The sequence below is a fragment of the Parafrankia sp. EUN1f genome, from assembly GCF_000177675.1.
In the GTDB taxonomy this organism is placed as follows: Bacteria; Actinomycetota; Actinomycetes; order Frankiales; family Frankiaceae; genus Parafrankia.
The window spans coordinates 22,806-44,240 of sequence record NZ_ADGX01000070.1 but is presented as its reverse complement, the minus strand read 5'-3'; the positions used below and the strand labels follow the sequence as shown (position 1 = coordinate 44,240).

Annotated in this window: 9 protein-coding genes and 3 pseudogenes; 6 read left to right on the top strand and 6 right to left on the bottom strand. The window is 69.1% G+C overall.

What is annotated here, in order from left to right; genetic code table 11:
• From FREUN1FDRAFT_RS20955 to FREUN1FDRAFT_RS20935, 5 genes and pseudogenes are all read left to right on the top strand, one after another.
• Positions 1-392, top strand: a pseudogene (locus FREUN1FDRAFT_RS20955) (IS701 family transposase); the annotation flags it as partial.
• 400 nt (positions 393-792) lie between these two features.
• Positions 793-3,255, top strand: a complete 2,463-nt coding sequence (locus FREUN1FDRAFT_RS20950) for a glycoside hydrolase family 3 N-terminal domain-containing protein (RefSeq protein ID WP_006542172.1) — start codon at positions 793-795, stop codon at positions 3,253-3,255.
• A 77-nt stretch (positions 3,256-3,332) separates the two neighbouring features.
• Positions 3,333-5,552, top strand: coding sequence for an ATP-binding protein (locus tag FREUN1FDRAFT_RS20945; RefSeq protein ID WP_006542171.1), 2,220 nt, complete (start codon positions 3,333-3,335; stop codon positions 5,550-5,552).
• 2 nt (positions 5,553-5,554) lie between these two features.
• Positions 5,555-8,413 carry a branched-chain amino acid ABC transporter permease/ATP-binding protein gene (locus FREUN1FDRAFT_RS20940; protein ID WP_006542170.1) on the top strand — a complete coding sequence of 953 codons (2,859 nt, stop codon included), beginning with the start codon at positions 5,555-5,557 and terminating at the stop codon, positions 8,411-8,413.
• 42 nt (positions 8,414-8,455) lie between these two features.
• On the top strand, positions 8,456-9,766 hold the full coding sequence (locus FREUN1FDRAFT_RS20935; protein ID WP_006542169.1) for an ABC transporter substrate-binding protein: 1,311 nt from the start codon (positions 8,456-8,458) through the stop codon (positions 9,764-9,766).
• A 956-nt stretch (positions 9,767-10,722) separates the two neighbouring features.
• On the opposite strand, the gene FREUN1FDRAFT_RS47450 is transcribed toward FREUN1FDRAFT_RS20935, so the two are convergent.
• The 5 genes and pseudogenes from FREUN1FDRAFT_RS47450 to FREUN1FDRAFT_RS20910 form a co-directional block, all read right to left on the bottom strand.
• A complete protein-coding gene (locus FREUN1FDRAFT_RS47450) occupies positions 10,723-10,941 on the bottom strand; it encodes a diguanylate cyclase domain-containing protein (protein ID WP_255348223.1) in 219 nt (72 codons plus the stop codon).
• Between the two features lie 106 nt (positions 10,942-11,047).
• Positions 11,048-11,251, bottom strand: a pseudogene (locus FREUN1FDRAFT_RS47445) (diguanylate cyclase domain-containing protein); the annotation flags it as partial.
• Positions 11,252-11,837: 586 nt separating this feature from the next.
• Positions 11,838-12,971: an ISAs1 family transposase gene (locus FREUN1FDRAFT_RS20920; RefSeq protein ID WP_006542166.1), complete on the bottom strand. Its 1,134-nt coding sequence runs from the start codon at positions 12,969-12,971 to the stop codon at positions 11,838-11,840.
• Positions 12,972-13,032: 61 nt separating this feature from the next.
• Positions 13,033-13,854 carry a hypothetical protein gene (locus FREUN1FDRAFT_RS20915; RefSeq protein WP_035952727.1) on the bottom strand — a complete coding sequence of 274 codons (822 nt, stop codon included), beginning with the start codon at positions 13,852-13,854 and terminating at the stop codon, positions 13,033-13,035.
• A gap of 964 nt (positions 13,855-14,818) precedes the next feature.
• Entirely contained in the window at positions 14,819-15,184 is a 366-nt protein-coding gene (locus FREUN1FDRAFT_RS20910) for a hypothetical protein (RefSeq protein ID WP_157475096.1), read from the bottom strand.
• 82 nt (positions 15,185-15,266) lie between these two features.
• On the opposite strand from FREUN1FDRAFT_RS20910, the pseudogene FREUN1FDRAFT_RS20905 reads away from it, so the two are divergent.
• Positions 15,267-15,779: pseudogene (locus tag FREUN1FDRAFT_RS20905) on the top strand (IS5 family transposase); the annotation flags it as partial.
• A gap of 279 nt (positions 15,780-16,058) precedes the next feature.
• Here the strand turns inward: FREUN1FDRAFT_RS20905 and FREUN1FDRAFT_RS43040 are convergent.
• Complete coding sequence (locus tag FREUN1FDRAFT_RS43040) at positions 16,059-21,152, bottom strand: toll/interleukin-1 receptor domain-containing protein (protein WP_198144430.1); 5,094 nt, start codon at positions 21,150-21,152, stop codon at positions 16,059-16,061.
• Positions 21,153-21,435 lie beyond the last annotated feature (283 nt).

Genomic DNA, 21,435 nt, shown 5'->3' with positions numbered 1-21,435 from the left:
ACCCGACCCCGGTCCCGCTGGCCACCTATGTCCGCGTCGCCGGGATCCGCTGGAACGTGGAGGACGACTTCCAGTCCTCCAAGGAACTCGCCGCCCTCGACGAGCACCAGGTCCGCCGCTGGACCAGCTGGCACCGCTGGACCCTGCTCGCGATGCTCGCCCACGCCTTCCTCGCCGTCACCACCGCCCGGGCCCATGACACCGAACCCGCCGACGGGCTGATCCCGCTCACCGTCAACGAGGTCCGCCACCTCATCATCCAGCTCGCGATGCCCCGACCCGCCCCGGCCGCCGGCTTCGTGCTGGCCTGGTCCCGGTGGCGACGCCGCCACCAGGCACGCGCACAAATCAGCCACTACCACCGCCAGGCCGAAGCCCTACAACTCAACTGATCACAAAAGTCGGGCTGGAGTATTAGATCCAACGATACGACCGACAATTCGGCCCGAGGGCTAGTTCGTTCGTTTCTCTCCTCGGAAATGACGGGCGGCGAGGACCAGGAGCGGGTCACGTTACCGCCCGGCGCGACAGCGTGCTGTGAGCAGGACCGCGCTGGCACCACGTCGACGGCTACCTGTATTCCTGCTTCCCAACCGACCCGTGGTCGAGGTCCGCCGAGGACAGCCAGATCGAGGTGAAGAACCACGCACCACCGTCGACGGGCGGGCGCTCGCGGTCGTCCATCCGCATGGCACCGGGACGATCACCGGTACCGCGCCGCCGCCGCGATGTGCGAGCGGTGGCGGTGCGCACCGTCGCGGCCGCCGTGAAGCCACCGCAGGAAGGGAACCTGTGACCGACGATAGGAACCTGAGCCCGGAGGTCCGGGCCAGTGCGCTGTTGCCGTCCTTGACGACCGAGGAGAAGGCCCAGCAGATCACCGGTGTGATGCCGATCGGCCTGGTCGGCGTCAACGGCCTGATCGAGGCCCAGGCCCAGCAGCGGCTGGGGCTGGGCATCGGCCACGTCGCCCCGCTGGGCATGCTGGGTCACAAGACCCCGCTGCAGTTGGCCAAGGCTGTCAACGAGATCCAGCGTTTCCTCGTCACCCGTACCCGGCTCGGTATCCCGGCGATCTTCCATGTCGAGGCGCTCAACGGTGTGGTGGCCGCCGGGCTGACGAGCTTCCCGACCGGAATCGGCCTGGCCGCGACCTGGAACCCTGACGGCGTCGAGGAGATGGCGGGCGTGCTGGGCCGGCAGGCCAGGGCCACCGGCCACACCTACGTTCTCTCACCGGTCATGGACGTCGCCCGGGACGCCCGCTGGGGGCGGGTGCACGAGACCTACGGGGAGGACCCCTACCTGGTCTCCGCGATGAGTGTCGCCTTCGTTCGCGGTATGCAGGGTGACGACCTGCGCGAGGCCGTGATCGCGACCGGCAAGCACTTCCTCGGCTACGGTGTCACCGAGGGCGGCCAGAACATGGCGCGGACGATGGCGGGGCCGCGCGAGCTCTACGAGGTCTACGCCCGGCCGTTCGAAGCGGCGATCAAGATTGCCGGCCTGCGCGGCATCATGAACTCCTACAGCACCGTCGACGGTGTCCCGGTCGGCGCCAGTCGGGAGCTGCTCACCACCCTGCTGCGCGAGCGGCTGGGCTTCACCGGGACCGTCGTCTCCGACTACGACACCGTGGGCCACCTGCACCGGCGCCTCAACGTGGCCTCCGACGCCGCCGGAGCCGGGCGGCTGGCGCTGGCCGCCGGCCTCGACGTGGAGCTGCCCGTCGCCGTCGGGTACGGCGCCACGCTTGCGCGGGAGGTCGAGCGCGGCGCGGTCCCGACCGAACAGCTCGACCAGGCGGCCTGGCGGGTGCTGCGGGACAAGTTCGCGCTCGGCCTGTTCGACCGTCCCTACGCCGACGAAGACCCGGTCGTGATCCAGACGGTCGCGCGCGAGGGCCTGGAGCTGTCGCACCGCCTGGCCCGGCAATCAGTGACGTTGCTGGCCAACGACGGCGGCGTCCTGCCGTTGTCCCGTGACGTCCGGCGGATCGCGGTGATCGGGCCGCACGCCGACAGCCCGGCGCTGGCTTTCCCCGCCTATACCTACCCCGGCGCGCTGCAGATGGTCGACGCGATGCGGTCAGGGGCGAGTGCCGCGCTCCCCGGCACCGAGCACTTCGTCAGCGAAGTCCCCGACGAGGCGATCCAACAGATCATGGACGAGTTGGCGGAACCGCTGGGCATCCCGATCGACGACTACGTCCGCAAGTACTACGGCGCCCGCTCCCTGGCTGAGGCAGTGCGTTCGGCGTGCCCGGGCGCCGAGGTGACTGTCAGCGCCGGGTGCGGTGTGGCCGACGACGAGCCGGCCGACATCCCGGCCGCGGTCGAGTCGGCCCGCGGCGCCGACGTGGTGATCCTCGCGCTCGGCGGCCGAGCGGGCTGGTTCATCCCGCACCGCACCGAAGGCGAAGGCAGTGACACCGCCGACATCGCCCTGCCGGCGCGGCAGGTCGAGTTGGTCCGGGCGGTGGTCGCCAGCGGGGCCCGGTGCGTCGGGGTGGTCAACAGCGGCCGGCCGATGGCGCTTGCCGACGTCGTCGACCTGTTGCCGGCGATCGTCTACGGCTACTACGGCGGTCAGCACGCCGCGACCGCGCTGGCCGAGGTGCTGTTCGGCGTCGTCAGCCCGGGTGGGAAGCTGCCGGTCTCGATTCCCCGGCACTCCGGTCAGGTACCGGTCCACGCCGGCCAGCCGACCGGCAGCGGCTACCGGCGAACCGACCAGGACTTCCACTCCGGTTACCTCGACCTGCCCTCGACGCCGCTGTTCGCGTTCGGCCACGGCCTCACCTACACCACCTTCGACTACTCCGACCTGGTGGTCGACCCCGCCGAGGTCGACGGCGAAGGCACGGTGACCGTGACGTTCACCGTGCGCAACACCGGCGGCCGGGCCGGCGACGAGGTCGCGCAGGTCTATCTCGCGGACCAGGCCACCGGCGTCACCCGACCGGCCCAGGAACTCGTCGGCTTCACCCGGCTGACGCTCAGCCCGGGCGCGGCGTCGACGGTCGAGGTCAGCCTGCCGATGAGCCAGCTCGGCTACGTCGGCTTGGACGGCCGGTTCGGTCTCGAGCCGGGTCCCGTCGGGGTGCTCGTCGGCAGCGCCTCCGACGACGTCCGGCTGCGCGGCGAGTTCGAGGTCGTGGGGGACACCACGGTTCTGGAGGGGCGCCGTTCCTACCTTTCACATGTCACCGTCCGGCGCGCGTCGCTCGCGTCGGTGACGTCACTTGGAAGGTAGGCCGACATGTCGACGTGCCGCGACCCCTGGTTGCCCCCGGCCGTGACTGCCTGGTCGGCCGTGGCCGGACGCTCCCGATGGTGAGCGGGCAGTCGGAGACGGCATCGGGCGGTTCGACGATGGCCGGTCTCGCGGCCGGTCTGATCGACGCGGAAGCGGAGCGCCGGGCCAGGCAGGCCGAGTCGCGGCGCGAGGTGCTGTTCGCCGACGAGCTGCTGCCCGGTGTCGGCGGCGAACCGCTGACACTGCGGCAGGGACTGGCCGCTGGCGGTTCGGTCACCTTCCTGGCCTTGGTGACCCTGTCCGCGCTGGACGAGCTGGAGTCGGCGGCGCTGACTGTGCTGGCGCCGGATATCCGGGATTCTTTCGGGCTCAGCGACGGCGCCATGGTGTTCATCGCCGCCGCGGCGGGCGCCTTCCTGGTGTTGGGCGCGCTCCCGATGGGCTGGCTGGCGGACCGGTGCCGCCGCGGCCGGGTGATCGGCTGGGCCGGGGTCGTCTTCTCGGCCATGGTGCTCGCCTCCGGCCTCGCCGCGAACGCGTTCCTGTTCTTCCTGGCCCGGTTCGGCGTCGGCGCCGCCAAGTCGAGCACCAACTCGGTCTTCCCTTCGATGCTCGCCGACACCTACCCGATCGGCGTCCGGGGCAGGATCTCCGCATCGACGTTCGGCGCCGCCCGGGCCGCCGGCGCGCTCAGCCCGCTGCTGGTCGCCGGTATCGCCAGCTGGGCTGGTGGTGACGAGGGCTGGCGCTGGCCGTTCCTGGTACTCGGGTTGCCCGCCCTGGTCGTGGCGGTCCTGGCGTTCCGCCTCCCGGAACCTCCGCGCGGCCAGCACGAGATGCGCTCCGTTCTCGGCGAGGTGGTCGAGGACACCGACCCGATGCCGATCTCGATCGAAGCGGCGTTCGCCCGGCTGATGCGGATCAGGACGATCAAGACCGCCGTCGCCGCGTTCTCCGCGCTGGGCTTCAGCCTGTTCACCACCAACGTCCTGGCAAACCTGTGGGCCGAGGACCACTTCGGGATGTCGACGTTCCAACGCGGCCTGATGGGCTCGCTCGGCGGGCTCGCGTTGTTGGTGGCGCTGCCCGTCGTCGCCCCTCGGTACGACCGGCTCTACCGCCGGGACCCGGCGAAGGCGGTGCGGCTGCTCGGGCTGTGCGTCCTGCCCGGCGCGGTGCTGCTGCCCGTCCAGTGGTTCATGCCGCACTGGATCGGGTTCATGCTCGCCGCCGTCCCCGGCGCGGTGTTCGCGTCGGTGGCGTTCGCCATGACCGTCCCCGTCGTGCAGTCCGTGACGCCCTACCGGCTACGCGGCCTCGGCATGGCGCTGGTCGCGATCTACCTGTTCTTCGTCGGCGCCACCGGGGGCGCGGTGCTGTCCGGGCTGATCGCCGACAGCTACGACGCCCGGGTCGCGGTGCTGGTGGTCGGGATCCCCTCGACGCTGGTCGGTGGGCTGCTGCTGATCCGGGGCGCCTCCGGTGTGCGGAACGACCTGTCGCTGGTGGTGGCGGACCTGCGCGAGGAGCTCGCCGAGCGCGACCGGCAGCGCGAGGACCCCGACGCCGTCCCGGTGTTGCAGGTCAACAACGTCGACTTCTCCTACGGTCACGTCCAGGTGCTGTTCGACGTCGCCTTCGAGGTCCGGCGCGGCGAGACGTTGGCGCTGCTCGGGACGAACGGGGCGGGAAAGTCGACGATCCTGAAAGTGATCTGCGGGCTGGGTACGCCGTCGCGTGGCGTGGTCCGGCTCAACGGTCGGACCATCACCTACGTCTCTCCGGAGCAGCGCGGCCGCTACGGCGTCCAGCTGCTCCCGGGCGGCAAGGGCGTGTTCGCCGGGATGTCGGTCCGGGAGAACCTCGAGATGGCGGGGTTCCGGATGCGCGGCGACCGCGGCAGGCGCGCCGAACGCTTCGACTACGTGCTCAGCCTGTTCCCCGACCTCGCCAGCCGACCGTCGCAGTCGGCCGGGTCGCTGTCCGGCGGCCAGCAGCAGATGCTCGCGCTGGCGATGGTCCTGCTGCACGACCCCGAGGTGCTGCTGATTGACGAACTGTCGCTGGGCCTGGCGCCGACGGTGGTCGCCGACCTGCTCGCGATCCTCGAACGGCTCAAGGCCGAAGGCCTGACGATCGTCGTCGTCGAGCAGTCGCTGAACATCGCCCTGGCCGTCGCCGACCGCGCGGTGTTCCTGGAGAAGGGCCAGGTCCGGTTCACCGGGCCGGCTCGTGAGCTGGCCGAACGGGACGACCTCGCACGCGCGGTCTTCCTCGGTCGCGAAGGCGGCTGACGATGAACCTGCCCACCACCCAGCTGCTGTTCGACGGCGTCGTCAACGGCCTGGTCATCGGCCTGCTCGCGGTCGGTATCGTGCTGGTGCACCGCGCCACCCGGGTCGTCAACTTCGCCGTCGCCAACATCGGCCTCGTCGGGTCGGCGCTGTTCGCGCTGCTGGTCGTCCGCTGGAACGTCCCGTACTGGGGCGCGCTGCCGATCGCGCTGGCCACCGGCACGGCGTTCGGCGCGGCCGTCGACCTGGCCGTGGTCCGGCGGCTGTTCGCCGCACCACGGGTGATCATGCTGGTGGCGACGATAGGCGTGGCCCAGCTCGCGCTCACCGTCGTGACCGCCTACCCCGACCTCGACGACTACCCGACCGCCCGCTACCCGGTGCCCTGGAACGGCACCTGGACCCCGACACCCGAGCTGCGAATCACCGGCGCGCAGCTGAGCGTGCTTGTCGCGGTCCCGCTGCTTGCCCTGCTGCTCGGCTGGTTCCTCGAGCGCACCGTGCTCGGCCGGTCCGTGCGGGCGGCGGCGGACAACCCGGAACTGGCCCGGTTGCAGGGCATCAGCCCGAAGGTGGTATCCACGGCGGTGTGGGCGGCCGCCGGGCTGCTCGGCACCGTCTGCCTGGTCCTGATCTCGGCGCAGAATCAGTCCCTCGAGCAGATCGCCACCCTCGGGCCCGCGACGCTGCTGCGCGCGCTCGCCGCCGCGGTCATCGCTGGCATGGCGTCGATGCGGATCGCGCTGCTCGCCGGCGTGCTCCTGGGGCTGCTGGAGTCGTTCGTCCAGTTCACCTGGCTCGACCAGACCGGCCTGACCGAACTCGTCGTCCTAGGGCTGGTCCTGGTCGCGGTGTTCGCCGTCAGCCGAGGCCGCGACACCGACGCCTCGTCGTTCTCGTTCGCCCCGAAGGTCGCTGTGGTTCCCGTCCGGCTGCGGGGCCTGTGGTGGGTGCGCCACCTGGACCGCCTGCCGTTGTTGCTGCTCGGCCTGGTCGCGCTCGTGCTGCCGCTGGTGGTCACCCAGCCCTCACGGCACCTGCTGTACACCGTGATCCTCGGCTACGCGATCTGCGCGGCGTCCGTCACCGTCCTCACCGGGTGGGCCGGCCAGCTCTCGCTCGGCCAGATGGCATTCGCCGGGCTCGGCGCCCTGACGGCGGCCTCGCTGCACCGCGGCCTGCGCGTCCCGTTGGGGGAATCGACCGTCGCGCTCGAGCCGCTGCCGTTCCCGCTGGCCGTCGGCCTCGCCAGCCTGGTAACCGCGCTGCTCGCCGCGGCCGTCGGTGCGGGCGCACTACGGGTACGCGGGCTACTGCTCGCCGTCAGCACCTTCGCGTTCGGGATGGCCGCCGAGCAGTACTTCTACCGCCGGGAGGTCTTCCACGACGAAGGCTCGCGCAGCGCGTCGTTCCGCCGCGACACCGTCTTCGGGATCGACGTCACCAGCCAACGCGCCTACTACTACGTCGTGCTGGCCGTGCTCGCCGTCGTCCTCGTAGTGGTCGCGCGACTGCGGCGCTCCGGCGTCGGGCGGACCACCGTCGGCGTGCGCGACAACCCGGTGACGGCGGCCGCCTACACCGTCTCGGCCACCCGGGTGAAGCTGCGCTCCTTCGCAGTGGCCGGCGGGATCGCCGGACTCGGCGGCAGCCTGCTCGCCGGAGCCGTCCAGACTGTCACCTACACCGACCGGTACTTCCTCACCGCCGACTCCCTCGCCGTCGTGTCCATCGTGGTCGTAGGCGGACTAGGGTCCGTCTACGGCCCGGTACTCGGCTCGCTGTGGGTCGTCGGCCTGCCGGCGATCTTCCCCGGCAACGAGATCGTCCCGCTGCTGACCTCCAGCCTGGGCCTCCTGGTCCTGCTCCTCTACTTCCCCGGCGGGCTGGTGCAGATCGGCTACACCGCCCGTGACGCGATCCTGCGCGCGGCCGAGCGCAGGCTCGGCCCAGCCCAGCCCATGAAGAGCGCGCACGTCCCGAAGGCTGTGACCCGCACCGCCGGCCGCGAACCGTTGCTGCCCGGCCTGCCGGTGCTGAGCACCGACGGCGTCCGGGTGCGCTTCGGCGGGCGCACGGCCGTCGACGGGGTGTCAGTCGAGGTGGCGCCGGGTGAGATCGTCGGCCTGATCGGCACCAACGGTGCTGGCAAGTCCACCCTGATGAACGCCATCGGAGGCTTCGTCCCGGCGGCCGGGACGGTGCAGCTGCTCGGACGGGACGTCACCGGCACCGCCCCGGCAGCCCGCGCCCGCGCCGGGCTCGGCCGGACCTTCCAGGCCGCCGCCCTGTTCCCCGAACTCACCGTGCTGCAGACGGTGCAGGTCGCGCTGGAAGCCCGCGGCCGGACCGGACTTCTGTCCACCGCGCTGCACCTGCCGCACACCTTCCGGCGCGAGCGCGCGAACCGGGCCGACGCCAGCGACCTCGTCGACTTCCTCGGCCTCGGCCGCTACGCCGACGCGTTCATCGCCGACCTGTCCACCGGCACCCGCCGCATCGTCGAACTCGCGGGCCTGCTCGCGCTGGACGCCCGGGTGCTGTGCCTGGACGAACCGACAGCCGGGGTGGCGCAACGCGAGACCGAGGCGTTCGGGCCGCTGGTCCAGGAGATTCGGCGTGAGCTCGACGCGGCTGTACTCGTCATCGAGCACGACATGCCACTGATCATGGGGATCAGCGACCGGGTGTACTGCCTCGAGACGGGCCGCGTCATCGCCGCCGGAACCCCGGACGTGGTGCGCGACGACCCCAAGGTCATCGTCAGCTACCTCGGCACCGACCAACGCGCCGTCGCCCGCAGCGGTGCACTCCCCCCGACGAGGGACCACGATCCATCCCCGACCACGGCCGGCACCTGACCCGGCCCCCCGCACCCCGCCGAATCCCAGGAGAACCGTCAGATGAAGCCATCCCGCCGTCGGCGCCGCCACCTGTTACTCGCCAGCGCCAGCGTGCTCGCCGTCGCGCTCGGCGCCTGCAGCGTCGAGTCCGACGACCCGCCGGCCGGCGCTCCCACCACCGACGCCTACCCGGCGCCCCCCGCCCCGGCGACCGCGCCGGGCGTGACCGACGACAGCATCACCATCGGTTTCACCTACCCCGACCTCGAAACGGTCCGGCAGTTCGTCGACATCGACCACGGCGACTACGAAGCCGTCTTCCAGGCACTCGTTGACAAGGTCAATGAGAACGGCGGGATCAACGGCCGCACCGTCGTCCCGGTGTACGGGGCGATCGACCTGCTGGCTCCGGCGGGGGCCCAGAGGACCTGCGTCCGGCTCACCGAGGACGAGGACGTGTTCGCCGTGCTCGGCACCTTCACCGACGACGACGTCGAATGCTACGTCCAGACCCACGAGACCATCGTGGTCGGCGGGGAGCTGACCGCCGAACGCTACGCCCGGGCCCGAGCACCGTGGGTCTCCGACGAGCGCGGCGGCGGTGAGATCCCCGACGGCCTGCGCCTGTTCGCCGAGCGGGGAGCCCTGGCCGGTGACGGCGTCGGCGTCGTCAGCTACCGGGACGACCAGGCGGTCCTGGACGAGATCGTGCTCCCCACCCTGCGGGATCAGGGCATCCCCGTGACCGAGACCGCGGTCCTCGACGCCGACCTCCGCGACCCGGCCGCGGTCAACCGGCAAGCGAGCACCGTGATCCAGAAATTCCAGGCGGCAGGCGTCACGACGGTGCTTCTCGTCGGCGGTTCACAGTCCGGGTTCCCCACCGAGCTGGAGAAAACGAACTACCGCCCGACGCTTCTATTCACCGACATGAGGAAGGCGTTGGGCTATGTGCAGGGCAGCCAGGACCGCGACCTGAGCGTGCTGGACGGCGCCCTCACGCTAGGTTCGGCGTTCGACTACGCCGGGCCGGCGAACAAGCCCTGCGTCACCGCCCTGGAAGCCGCGATGCCGGAGCTCACCGGGAAGTTCGTCGACCCGGCGACCGAGAAAGCCGGTGAACCCAGCTACGGCACGTCGGAACGCACGGCCTGCAACTCACTCACCCTGTTCCAAGCGATCGCGGAGAAGGCCGGACGCGAACTCACCTACGAATCCTTCCAGCAAGCGGCCCTCTCGCTCAGCTCCTTTGACCTGCCCACGTACGCCGACAGCGCGACCTACAGCCGGCAGACGCCCCACGGCGCGATCCCGCCCCGGGTGTTCACCTTCGACCCCGACCAGAAGACCTTCGTTCTCTCAGGCAGCTGACAGGGCCTCTCGTCGGCGTCGGGACTGTCCGCTCGCCTGTCCGCCGTATCGGGGTCGGTCCTGTGTGATCCGGGCCGTCCCTTCCTGGTGGTCCGAGGCGCGGCCCCGTCTCTTCCGATTCGTGCTAGCACGAATCGCCCGGCTCATCGCCAGCCGCTGGGCCGGAGCCCTTCCCACGGACCGAACAGGCACCTGACGGCGCTCTCGCCTGCCGGCCCTGGGCCGCGGCGACGCACGCAGGACCCCGGACCGCCGCCGTCGCCCCAGCCGTTCCCGGCGCCCCTGGACCTCCTGAAAACGCCGTCATCCGAGACGTCGCCTCCCTCATCGAGTACGCGTGGACCACCAATGCCGCGGTCGCGGGCGGCGCCGCGCTCATCACACGTGAGCTCGTCGACCGCGAGACCCACGGCATCGATCCCCGAATCGCTAACCGGCTGACCAGCCCGGCCGCGATGGTCCGTGTCACCGACTGGGCTGCGGCCTGGGCGGTTCGAGGAGGTCTGACGTCCGCGCGGACGCGCTCAACGACGACCGGATCGCCCGGGCTCTCGAAGCGTTCGCCGAGCAGGCCGACCAGATCGTCGGCTCGGCCTATGGCACCCTGCCGGACATCATGGGCAAGGACCCGATCCCGCCGGGCTTCCTGATCTTCTCTGACCCTCCGATCCACAAAACGTTGCGGATGCTGGTGTCGCGTGCCTTCACTTCGCGGCGCATCGGCGGTCTCGAGGATCAGGTCCGCGAGTTGCGCGCCGAGCTGCTGGACCCACAGATCGGCGGGGGCGGTTCCGACTACGTCCAGGCCTTCGCCGCGCAGCTTCTGTCGTTGCATCCCCACGCTCATCGGTCTCCACCGACCCGGGACGGTTCAGCCCGGTTTCGGAAGTCTGTCAGGGCAGCCATTCGTTGATCGAGGCGATGGTGACCTCCGCCGGTCGGATGCCAGTCGGACGTCAAAGGTGCATCCAGGACTCGTAAACCACGCACTGCCCAGCTCCGGCTCGCTTCGCGGCGTACATGGCGACGTCGGAGGCGTTGAGCAGGCGGTCGGGGTCGCAGAGCTCGACGCGGGAGATCGCCGCCCCGGCGCTCGCTGAGATGCGTACCGTCGCCTCCGCGAGCACTACGGGTTCGTTGATCGCCGCGAGGAGTCGCTGGCCGAGCCGCTGCACGGCCGCAGGCGATTCGACCCGCTCGCAGAGCACAGCGAACTCGTCCCCCCGCGAGGCGGGCGACGACGTCGCCGGGCCGCACCGCCGCCTGGAGCCGGTGGGCGATTTCGCGCAGCAGCTGGTCGCCGGCCCGGTGGCCGTGCGTGTCGTTGACGGTCTTGAAGCCGTCGAGATCGACGAAGACCACGCCCGTGCGGTGCTGCTCGAGAGCGCGGGTGAGCCGGCCGAGCAGCCAGGAGCGGTTGGGTAGGTCGGTGAGGGCGTCGTGCGTCGAGCGGTGGCGGATCTCCCGTTCGGTGGCGAACCGCACCGCCGCCGAGCCCAGCACGCCCGCGACCGCACCGAGGAACTCCTCGTCCCGGTCGCCGTCCCGGTCGCTGAACGGCTCCGCGCCCGGCCCCGGATGATGTAGAGCGACCACGGCGGTGTAGGCGCCGGGCCGGCCGACGGGCGCGGCCAGGGTCCACCAGCCCTCCGACGTCTCCGGCGCCCGTGCGGTCACGCGGCCAGTGCGGATCACTGTGGACAGCACGCTCTCGGCACCGCCAGTGGGCGGGGGAGGGCCGACGCCGACGGCGAGCTTCAGGTTGTGCACCGTGCCCGCCGGGACGTCGACCTCGTGGAACGTCGCCGCGGCGCCGAGCTGGTCGGCCAGCACGGTCGTGGCGCGCTGCCAGAGGTCAACCGGTTCGACCGTGACCAGTGCCTGCTCTGTCAGGCTGGCGAGTTGGGCCTGCTCGGCACGGGCCAGTTCCCGGTCGGTGACGTCGGTGCTGACCGCGGCAACCAACCGAACCTGGTCAGTCGCGTCGGTGAGGGGCACCGTGTGCACGTCGAAGTACCCCTCATACGCCGGGAGAAGCCTCGAGCCGGCAGGGCCCCGGCATTGTTGTCGGTTAGCAAGCAAGCTTCATGATCGTCTGAAGTGGGCGTTCGGGGCGGCGGGCGTGATGACGGGTGCCCGCGGCGATGTTCGTGACGCCGGTCAGGCGCAGGATCGCGATCGCGAGGTTGCGCAGACTGGCCATGACCTGGGGTGCGTGACCGGTCCGGATCTGGCTGAGATCCTCACCGAAAGTCACATCGCGGACCCAGCGCAGCCGGTTCTCCACATGCCAGTGCTCCCGGGCGAACGCGGCGAGCTGGGATGGGCTGGCCTGATGGGTCGCCACGCTGGTGATCAGGTAGGCGACCTCGGTCTCGGCGGGCCCGCCGGTGAGGGGTTGGCGTCGGCGGGTGATCCGGACCGCCTGCACGGCATGCGGGAACAACAGCCCGGCACGGACCTCGGTCGCTTTCACGGTCCGTCGCTCACAGCGGCCGTGGCCACGCTCGACGGTCCGCGCGGTGGTGGTTCGCACCTGGCCCCAGGGCAGGGCGGCGAGCTGGGCGTACTGGCTGGGCTGGTTCGCCTTCACCGTCAGGACGTAGTGCGCCCCGCGGCCGACCAGCCAGCGCGCGGTCTCGGTCTGGGTGTGCAACGCGTCCGCCGTGACGATCACACCGGTCAGGTCGAGACCAGCGAGCAGGACGGGCAGCGTGGGGATCTCGTTCGTCTTCGCGTCCACCGCGACCTGACCGAGCACGACACCGGTGTCATGGTCGAGGGCTGCGAGCAGGTGCCGACCCGGACTGTCACCGGCGCGGGAGCCACGCACCGTCTTGCCGTCGACCGCGACCCGCCGCTGCATCCCCGCCGCCGGGCTGGTCACCGCGGTGGCCCACGCTCCCAGCACCGTGTCCAGCGCGTCGGCGTCGAGCGCGGTGAACACCCGGCGAAACGTCGAGGTGTCAGGCACCCGGACGATACCGAGCAGGTCAGCGACCGCGAGGCCGGCATCGGCGGCCCACTCACCGATCGCGGTGAACGACCGTGCACCGGCGAGGACCGCGCACGTCGCCAGGGTCAGCACCACCGCCAGGCTGTGCCGCCGGCCTCGGGGTTTCCGCGGGTCCGGGACCCGGTCGAACACCTCCACCAGACCCGACACCGCGCCTCGGCCGCCGGGACGGTCGGGTACCGTGCACACCGGCCGGAGATCCTTGGATAAGTTTTCCAGTCCTGTCGGCCGGCGTGCCGGAACGCAGACGTTACGGTTCCGATAGCCCATCGTCTTGACTGGCGGAAAAGCTGCCGTCGATTTTTGTGTCGAGTCGAGCGTGGGTTGCGGTCCTTAGCTGCGTGACGAGGTGTCGTGCGGTGGGTGCTCCGACGTGGAGGCGCTTGCGGAGGGTTTCGGCTGAGATCGGTCGGTGATGTTGCTTCCAGTGCAGGGTGTCTTCGGCGCAGGCCCGGTGTATGAGGTCTTGGTCTGATGCGCGCTCATGGTGGCTGGAAGGCCGTGGCTCGACCGATTTACGTTGTGTCGGAGGCTGTGCTTGTGATGTCGACTGGACAGGTATATCAGCGAGGGGTGCTGTCTGCGCGGCGGGTGGAAGCGTATCGACCGGAAATGGTTCTGTCGTCTGCATTGCTTGAATGAGTCGCGGTCCGACTTCCGCCCATCCTATGAGCAGGAGTGGGCCGACTGCGTCGAAGGCGGCTTTGCCGTAGTGGCCGGTGATCAGTGGCTCGGAGATGTTCAGCGTGAGAGCGACGATGCTGGCGAAGATGAGGAGGCGCCGTGCGGATCGTTGTAGGTCGGCGGGTCCGCCGTGAAGGGCGAGGTGGCGGATGCCGATGAGGAGCCCGACGACGGAGAGGTCGACGGCGGGCGCGACGAGGGGAGCGACCCAGAGGGAGACGCCGAGCCGAAGCCCGAGCGCGAGGATGTTGCCGAAGCTGAACAAGAACGTCAGCCCGACGACGGTCACGATCACCGCAGTGACGATCTTCACGGCGGCGGGGGATGATCCTGCACCCCGGGATGAGGTCGGCGTCGAAGGCGCGGCTGCTGCCGCTTCGGCGTTCATCGGGTGCCCCACGCGGCCGTGGTGGGTTGCCAGGCGCCGGCGGGCCTCTTGGGCTGGACCGCCCTTCCTGCTGCCATACCGGTTGCCACACAGGGGTGCAGCGAAGGCTCGGCCGCGTTGCTGGTCCTCTCGGGGCCAAGCGATGTGTGGCAGTGCGTGTGGCAACGTGGGCCGCCAGAGCGGTACTCCAGCAGCCAGAGGTGCACGTCAGGGTACGTGTCCGGACGTTCCTGGACGGTATGGACCGGCCTGAAAAGCGGAAGGTCGGCGGTTCGACCCCGCCCCTGCCCACCCCTTTGACCTGCGGAAATAGCAGGATTTGTCGATCACCGGTTGATCGTTATATGGCAACGGGTGTGGCAACGGCGTCGCGTGATTCCGGTGGCGGTCCGTCTGCCACCCTGGTTGACCTGCGTAAACGGTGAAGCTGACCATCCGCTTTCCGGGTGGGAGGTCACGAGGCCTGTGTTCGCGGACGTTGCCACAAGGTATGGGCGTTGTGTGGCAACGGAGCTCGTCTGGCCCGGTCGCGTCAGTGCCGTGACCTGCAACGGTGCTCAAGATCGTGGCCGGTAGACCGTCCGCATGTGCGGCGGATGGTCTCGGGACGCCGGAAGGCCAGGAGCCCGGAGCGGCCGCTGACCCCATCAAGCTCCCGAGGTGCGCCGCGGCCATCCGTAATGTTGCCCTCGTTCGGCGGATACGCCCGTGGAGAGTTGCACCAGGTCTAAGAGCGCGCTTGATCGGTTCGACCCTGCCCGCCAGCCGCATGCATTCGAGATGATCCGGTACGACGTGGACCGCCCCGCCGTGTCTGGAGCCTTCGGGCACAGCGGGGAAGTCCACTCGACATGGCATTCGGCCCGGGGAGGGCGGAACGCGACAGCGTCTCCCAGTGGGACACGGACAGGCGCCGCATCTGCGCCGTGCGCGGGCCTGATCCGCGCACGGCAACGGAAGCGGGTTATTGAAGGCCGGTCGAGGCGCGATCGGCTGCCGTGAGCCGGATGAAGTGTATGAAGACTCCGGCCTGGGAGTCCTCGACGGCGTGAAGAAGTTCGCAGCCGGCTTCGTGGTAGACAGATTCCCAGGCATCGAGGTCGGGCGGCGGGATCCCCTGAGAGGAGATTGCCTGGATCCAGTCGTGCAGCGCCCGTCGCGGGGGAGGCTCGGGGGAGTGCCCCAGCACGCCGTAGTAGTCCACGACGACTAGGACGCGGTCGGGCAGCGTGTCGCGTAGTATCTTGAGCCATTGGACCGCGGTCTGCGCGTCTGGGTGGAAGAGCTCGTTCAGCATGCTGGCCGCGACGACCGCCTCGGTGGTGTTCACCCCCGCCAGCACCCGATCGGGTCGGGTCCTGGGCCGGCCAGGACCCGACCGGAGTATGTGGACCCGGTGCACGACCGCGGTGAACCGGGCTCGACCGTCAGCGGCGAAAGAGGCGATCGGCCGGTCCCGGGGCGGCCTGACCAGCAAGATTCATCTGGCGTGCGACGGGCGGGGCCGACCGCTGTCGATCGTGCTGACCCCCGGGCAGGCCAGCGATGGCACCCATTTCGACCAGGTCATGGCTGGTATCCGGGTTCCGCGCCTGGGGCGAGGACGGCCCCGTACACGCCCCGACCATCTCCTCGCTGACAAGGCCTACGCCAGCAAGAAGATCCGCGAGTCGCTGCGGGCACGGGGCATCTCCCACACGATCCCGGAGAAGAAGGATCACCAGGTGAACCGGCGCCGTCGCGGGTCCGCGGGCGGTCGCCCGCCCGCGTTCGACGCGCAGCTCTACAAGCAGCGCAACGTGGTGGAACGCTGCTTCAATCGGCTCAAGCAGTACCGCGGGCTGGCGACCCGCTACGCCAAACGCGGGCACTACTACCGGTCCGAGGTCGTCATCGCCTCGATCACGATCTGGCTCGCGACATGATCGGCCAGACAGTCCCTAGGGCGAGTTCTCCAGGATGATCGGCGTCGCGAATCGCCTGCAGCCGGTGAGGTTGTTCTCCGTGCGCAACCCCCGTGGGGTGCGCCCAGCAAGGTCAGGAGAGAGCTGGTCGAGTAGTTTGATCTGACTGGAAGCTCTTCGTCGCCAGCCGGTGCAATTCTGGTCCGGGTAGCTGCCAGGAGGCCCGGTAGCAGGTTGCCGGAGTCCAGGGGAAAAGCGCACGGGCAAGGTAATCCCGCGAGTGGTTTCGCCTGCAGTGGTTCAAGGCCAGCACCGTGCGACGTCGCGCACGAGGGAACAGACGTCTCGAACAAAATCCGTGTCGTCGGATAGGTGCGTCGACAGGATTGCCCTCGGGAGCGTGTGCAGAACGGAACCGCGACCGGCTGCGGCGGCAGTCCGTAGTGCAAGCCGCCAAGAGCCCGGCCACGCCGGGCCCTCCAGCGTATCGCGCGTCGCGGCGAGCTCTGCAAATACGGTCGCCTGGTCGTCGGGGTATCGCAGCGTCTGAGCTTTGGCAATCACATCTGGCACAGTCTCGGCGACGGTGTTGCGTGCAATATCCTCGAGCGCTTGAACCCGGTATTTCTCCCGTTCTACGTGGTCGGTGGCCGTCATCGCCTCCTGCAGAACCGAGGCCTTGTCAGCCGGAACAAGGATTCTGGTGAGACCGGCGAGGGCTGTTGCCTGCCTGGATGGGACGTCTAGGCGGCGGGCCGCGTTCAGCGCCTTCCGTGCTAGGTCAGGCGGTAGGTGCGGCGCGAGGGCTAGAAGGCCATCGGCTTGGTCGCCGTAACGGCCCGATTCGTGAATGATTCGTTCGATGGTCGCTGCGAGTAGACTCGGGTGCTGTTCGGCGGGTAGGAGCGAGATGTACATGGCGACGGATCTCGCCTGACGAATCGGGTCCGGGATCGTCGTGAGCGCGCCCAGCAGATTCTCCGTCGCGGCCGTCCGCGCAGCATCCGACAGTGTGGGGATAAGGCCGCCGAGCGCGACCGCCCGGTCCTCCGGGTCTAGTTCTTCGGACTCTTTCAGGAGCGCCTGGCGCGTCTTGTCTGGCAGCAGCGGCGCGAGCCGGGCGACTACGCCCGCCCGGTGGTGCTTCGTTTGGTCGTGTGCCAGCACCTCGTCGAGCAGGCGCTGTCGCGCTGCGCCGTCGGTATATGGCGCCAGGACGACCAGCTGGCTTATCCGTGTGTGCGCGGTGGGCGCCTTCCACGCCGTCGCGAGGGCTTCGCCGAGCAGGTCCGGAGGCAGGCGCGGCGCCAACGCTTCGAGCACCACGTCCATGCCGTAAGGAATCCGCCTCGCCTCCTGCAGGGCGCTGCTGAGCAAGTCGGCGGGAAGCCTACGCACGATGGTGGCGAGCGCGTCGGCACGTTCGGCTCCCACGTAGATCTCGTTTACCGTCCTCATGAGCGCCGGGCCGATTAGGTTGGGTGGTAGGCAAGACGCCAAGGAAATCTGAAACTGGCCAACCGAGGCTTTGTCGTTGAGCCTGCGAGCGGCGGACACAGCCTCGAGCAGCACCTGGCGCCGGTAGCCGGTCGGTAGCAGGGGGATGAGGTCGGTCAGCGCCTTGGCCCGGTACATGTCCTCTGGGATCTCACGACCCGCAGCCAGCGCCTCTGCCAGCGCTGTGTCGCGGACGGGCGACGAGGCGGCTCCGGCAAGGTGGGTGAGAATCCTGACGCGCTCCTGGGGGTCATCGATGCTGTATGTGAGCGTGAGCACTTGGTCGAGCGGTGCGTCGACATCGCTGGAAACTAGCCTGGCCAGGACGTCAGCGCGCACGCTGATCGAATCCAACGTCGGGACCGATGCGAGGACCTCGTCCACGATCACGCTGCGCTCGTGCGGGGGAAGCTGACCGGCGATACTGATCAGCGATTTGCATCTGTCCGCCAGGTTGTCGATCTTCTTGGTAATGCGTAGCGCCTCACCCAGCAGGCCGGGCGGCAGGTACTTCGCCAATCCGCAGAGCGCGTTGGATTGCGAGTCCGTGGACTGGATCGTTCCAGCGGCCTGTAGCGCGGATGCCAGCAGCCGGGCCGACAGGTGGGGTGCTAGATCTACCAGCGCAGTAGACAGCGCATCAGGATCGTCCATAGCCGTCGCGGCCGCGATCGCGTCGTCGTGGAGTTCCGGTGGAAGGTGGGGAATCATCTGGCGCAGAAGTCCGAACGCTGTCAGCCGGGTCGCGCGAGTCTCCGCCAGAGCATCACGCAGGCGGGGCACATCTCCGGCCGCGGCTAGGTGCGGCGCCAGTTCTGCGACCGCATCGATCCGTTCGTAGGAGTCGGATAGGCCGTCGACGCAGGTCAGCGCCTCGACGAGCACGACCGCACGGCGTTTCGGGGGCAGGTGCGCCAGCACAAGCGCAAACGCGGAGACTCTGATCGGAAGGTCGTCGATGTCCCTGGTGGCGCACAGCGCCTCGGCCGCGACCCGTCGGCGCAGGGGAGGCGTAAGGTGTGGCGCTAGTTCATCCAGTCCCCACACGCGTTCCAAAGGGTCATCGCGGTCGCGGACCATATCCAGCAGGGAATCGAGTACCGGTATCCGCCGGTCCGGTGCCAGGAATCTGATTAGCCGGGTCGCGCCTGACGTTTGGGCCCACCAAGCGGGTGTGCTCCACACCGCGTCGAATAGGCTTTCGAGCAACGCTGCGGGCGCGTGCGGGGCAAGTTGCACGAGAAGGTCCACTCTGAGCTGCGGGTCCCCCATCTGCCGGGCTCCCTCAATGACCTCCGCGACAAGATCGCCTGGAAGGTTTGGCGACAACGCAGCCAGCGCCTGGGAACGGACGACCGAGTTAGGTATGGACGAGGCGTAAGCGAGGACTTCGGTGGGCGTCCACACGCCTTCCCGCAGAAGAAGCACCAGCAGCGGCACGGGAATCTGCCCGGCGATGCCGACTACGGACGACGTCATCAACGCATACCGAAACTCCCGGATGACGGACACCGCTCGCTGACGCCGCTCGGTGGCGGTATCGACCTCTCGTTCGGCCTGCTGCCAGGCCAGCCGGAGGTCGGCCAGATACCAGGCCGATACGTCAAGTCGTTCGTGAACGTGGTACCACAGGTTCGCCGAATCCGCACCGACTCCCGGTCGTTCACTGCTCAGCAGCCGGTGCAGTCCCTCCGGGTCGTCGGCGCGGAGGAGATGGTGGCAGACGTGTGCAAGTCCGTACGCGTTCTCAGCGTCGAGTGTGGGAGACCCGGCCAGTTTCGGTAGGCCCTCGCTCAGTCCTCCCCATCCGGCCAGAAAAGACTGGGCCAGTCGGTGGTGCAATTCACAGAGACGCCTCGCGCCTAGTTCGTGCCGCGCATAGACAAACAGGAGATCATGTACCTGAATCGTCGCGGTCGAGGGATCGCTCTGGATCAGCGACCTCTGCGCCAACGTGACACAGAGATCAGCGGCATCCAACCCGTCGAGACTTCCGGACAGTCGCCACAGCCGACGCACAGCCTCGTGGGGGACCGGCGTCTGGCCTTCGAATACCGAGAGCTCCAGGAAGCGGACCCGGTCGGCTGGCGGCAGGGCGGCCAGGCTCGTGTCCAGCGCGGCGAACAGGGTGGGATGGTCGGGGTAGTCGCGGAAGCGGTGGCGCAGTCTCCTCAGGTCGGCGTTTCTGAGGCGAGCCAGCACGTAAGACCATTGGTGGCCATCGGCGACCATCCCTCCGGCGATCGCCAGGGCCAAGGCCAGGCGGCCGCAGGTCGTGACGACGTCGTCTGCCTCATCAGGTAGCGCGTCCGCGTCGACGCCCGCATAGCGGGCGAGCAGGTTGCGGGCTTCGTCGGGTTCGAGTGGCCCCACACATACCAAACCATCTCCAGGCGAAACGACCTCGGCGTTCCGGCTGGTGACCAGCAGACCTGACCCCGGCACCTGGGCGTCCAACGCGCGGACCTGCTCGGCTGTCCACACGTCGTCCGCCACTATGAGGACGCGACGGCCGCCGAGAACTTTGCGAAGGCGGCGGACACCCTCATCAACGGTCCGCACGGGAAACCGGTCCCCGCAGGCCTCCAACACCCAGGACTGGCACGCGGTCGGGTCCGCTCCGGGTCCTGCCGTGATCCAAATCAGGCCGTCCGCGAAACGGTCTCGCACCTCCTGCGACGCGACAGCCTTGCGCGCGATGGTGCTCTTACCGGCGCCCGACATGCCTGTCAACGCGACCACAGGCGAGATCAAGCCGGCAGCGAGCTCGCCGAGGACGGCGGCCTCCAGCGAAGGGCGGGCGGTCGCACTGCTACCAACGGCCGGTGGCGCGAAGGACTGATCTATGGCCGGCGGCGTCCTGGTCGCGGACTCGCCTTCTGGCAGAAGGCAGAATTCCTTCCTCCAGGTTTCTCCGAAGAATCTTGCAACCAGGCTGGGGTGGCGGCGAAGCTCGTCGGAGAGCTGTTCCTCGCCTCGCAGCTCGATGGCGAAGTCGGTGTGCCGCGTGGACAGGCGTTCCAGCTCGGTTAGCATCTGGACACTGTTGGTCGTAGACGCCACCATGACGATGATCTTTCGCCATGGCGACAGGCGGCGCGTTGCGAACTCGTCGACGGCCTTTCTCAGGTCAGCCGGCATGTATCTGGCGTAGCACTTCGCCTGGTAGCACACAGCGGACTCGTCGTCGTTCCTGGCCAGCACGTCGATACCCAGTTGCCGCTGACCCCGCGTGCCGTAACGGGACACGGTCGCGAACCCGTCGACGTGCTTCGCGACCGCCGCTGTGAGGCGCTCGAACTCCTCGCTGCCTAACTGAGCGAAGGGCAGGACCGCGGGTAGAGGCCGCACGGGAGGTTCTACCGCAGCGAATGGCGGTGCGATCGTGCGAGAGTCCGGATACGCCCACGCACCCGCAGCATCACCCGGGAACATTGGTGCGGCGTCCGGCTTCGTCCGTCCGGACGCTGTGGCGTGCAGACCGTCGGCTAGACGCATTGACGCCGTGTCAGCATCAACGCCGAAAATGTCGATCGAGACGACCTGACCGAGTACTCCGGCTGGTCGGCAATCCTCGACACGCACCGGAACGAGCCTGCGCTGCAGGCCTTCCCGGTCGCTCCGCCACGCTTCCAGCCACTCAGCTCTCGCCTGCGCCGACTCGACATAGGCGGACGAAATAATCGCGACTGTACGTCCGGAACGGGCCAGGCCGTCAGCCAGGAGCCCTGTCCAGTGAGTCCCCGGAACCATGTCCCAAGCCTGAAGAAGAACTCGATATCCTATTGCCTCGACCTGCCAGGCGACCCACTCCGCCCATTGGACGTCGCTCTCGGCGTACGAAACCAAGACGTCCCACGCCGGCGGATCCACCGCCGCCTCCCCGTCGGTACTCACGTAAGTCATGATGCCAGAGACGCTATGAGGGACTGTTCGGATCTTCTGTATACCGTTTGCCCAGGTCAGGTCGTCTCTGAAGGGGGCTCGGAGAGTGAGATGGGTTGGGATGCGGAACGGGGTGCTCGAGAGCGAGGCGGGTGGGTCCGAGGCGGGTTAGTCGCGGGTCGGGAACTGTTCGGGCCGGCCACCGGCGGTGGGATCGGCGCGGCGGCTGCGCGAACTGCTGGTTGATGACGCCTGGCTGATCGACCTGGCGGGCGGAGCATGGCGGCGTCGACCG

Coding starts and splice junctions, on each gene's coding strand:
- FREUN1FDRAFT_RS20935 (WP_006542169.1), top strand. CDS start 8,456: ATGAAGCCATCCCGCCGTCGGCGCCGCCACCTGTTACTCGCCAGCGCC.
- FREUN1FDRAFT_RS20915 (WP_035952727.1), bottom strand. CDS start 13,854: ATGAACGCCGAAGCGGCAGCAGCCGCGCCTTCGACGCCGACCTCATCC.
- FREUN1FDRAFT_RS20945 (WP_006542171.1), top strand. CDS start 3,333: ATGGTGAGCGGGCAGTCGGAGACGGCATCGGGCGGTTCGACGATGGCC.
- FREUN1FDRAFT_RS20940 (WP_006542170.1), top strand. CDS start 5,555: ATGAACCTGCCCACCACCCAGCTGCTGTTCGACGGCGTCGTCAACGGC.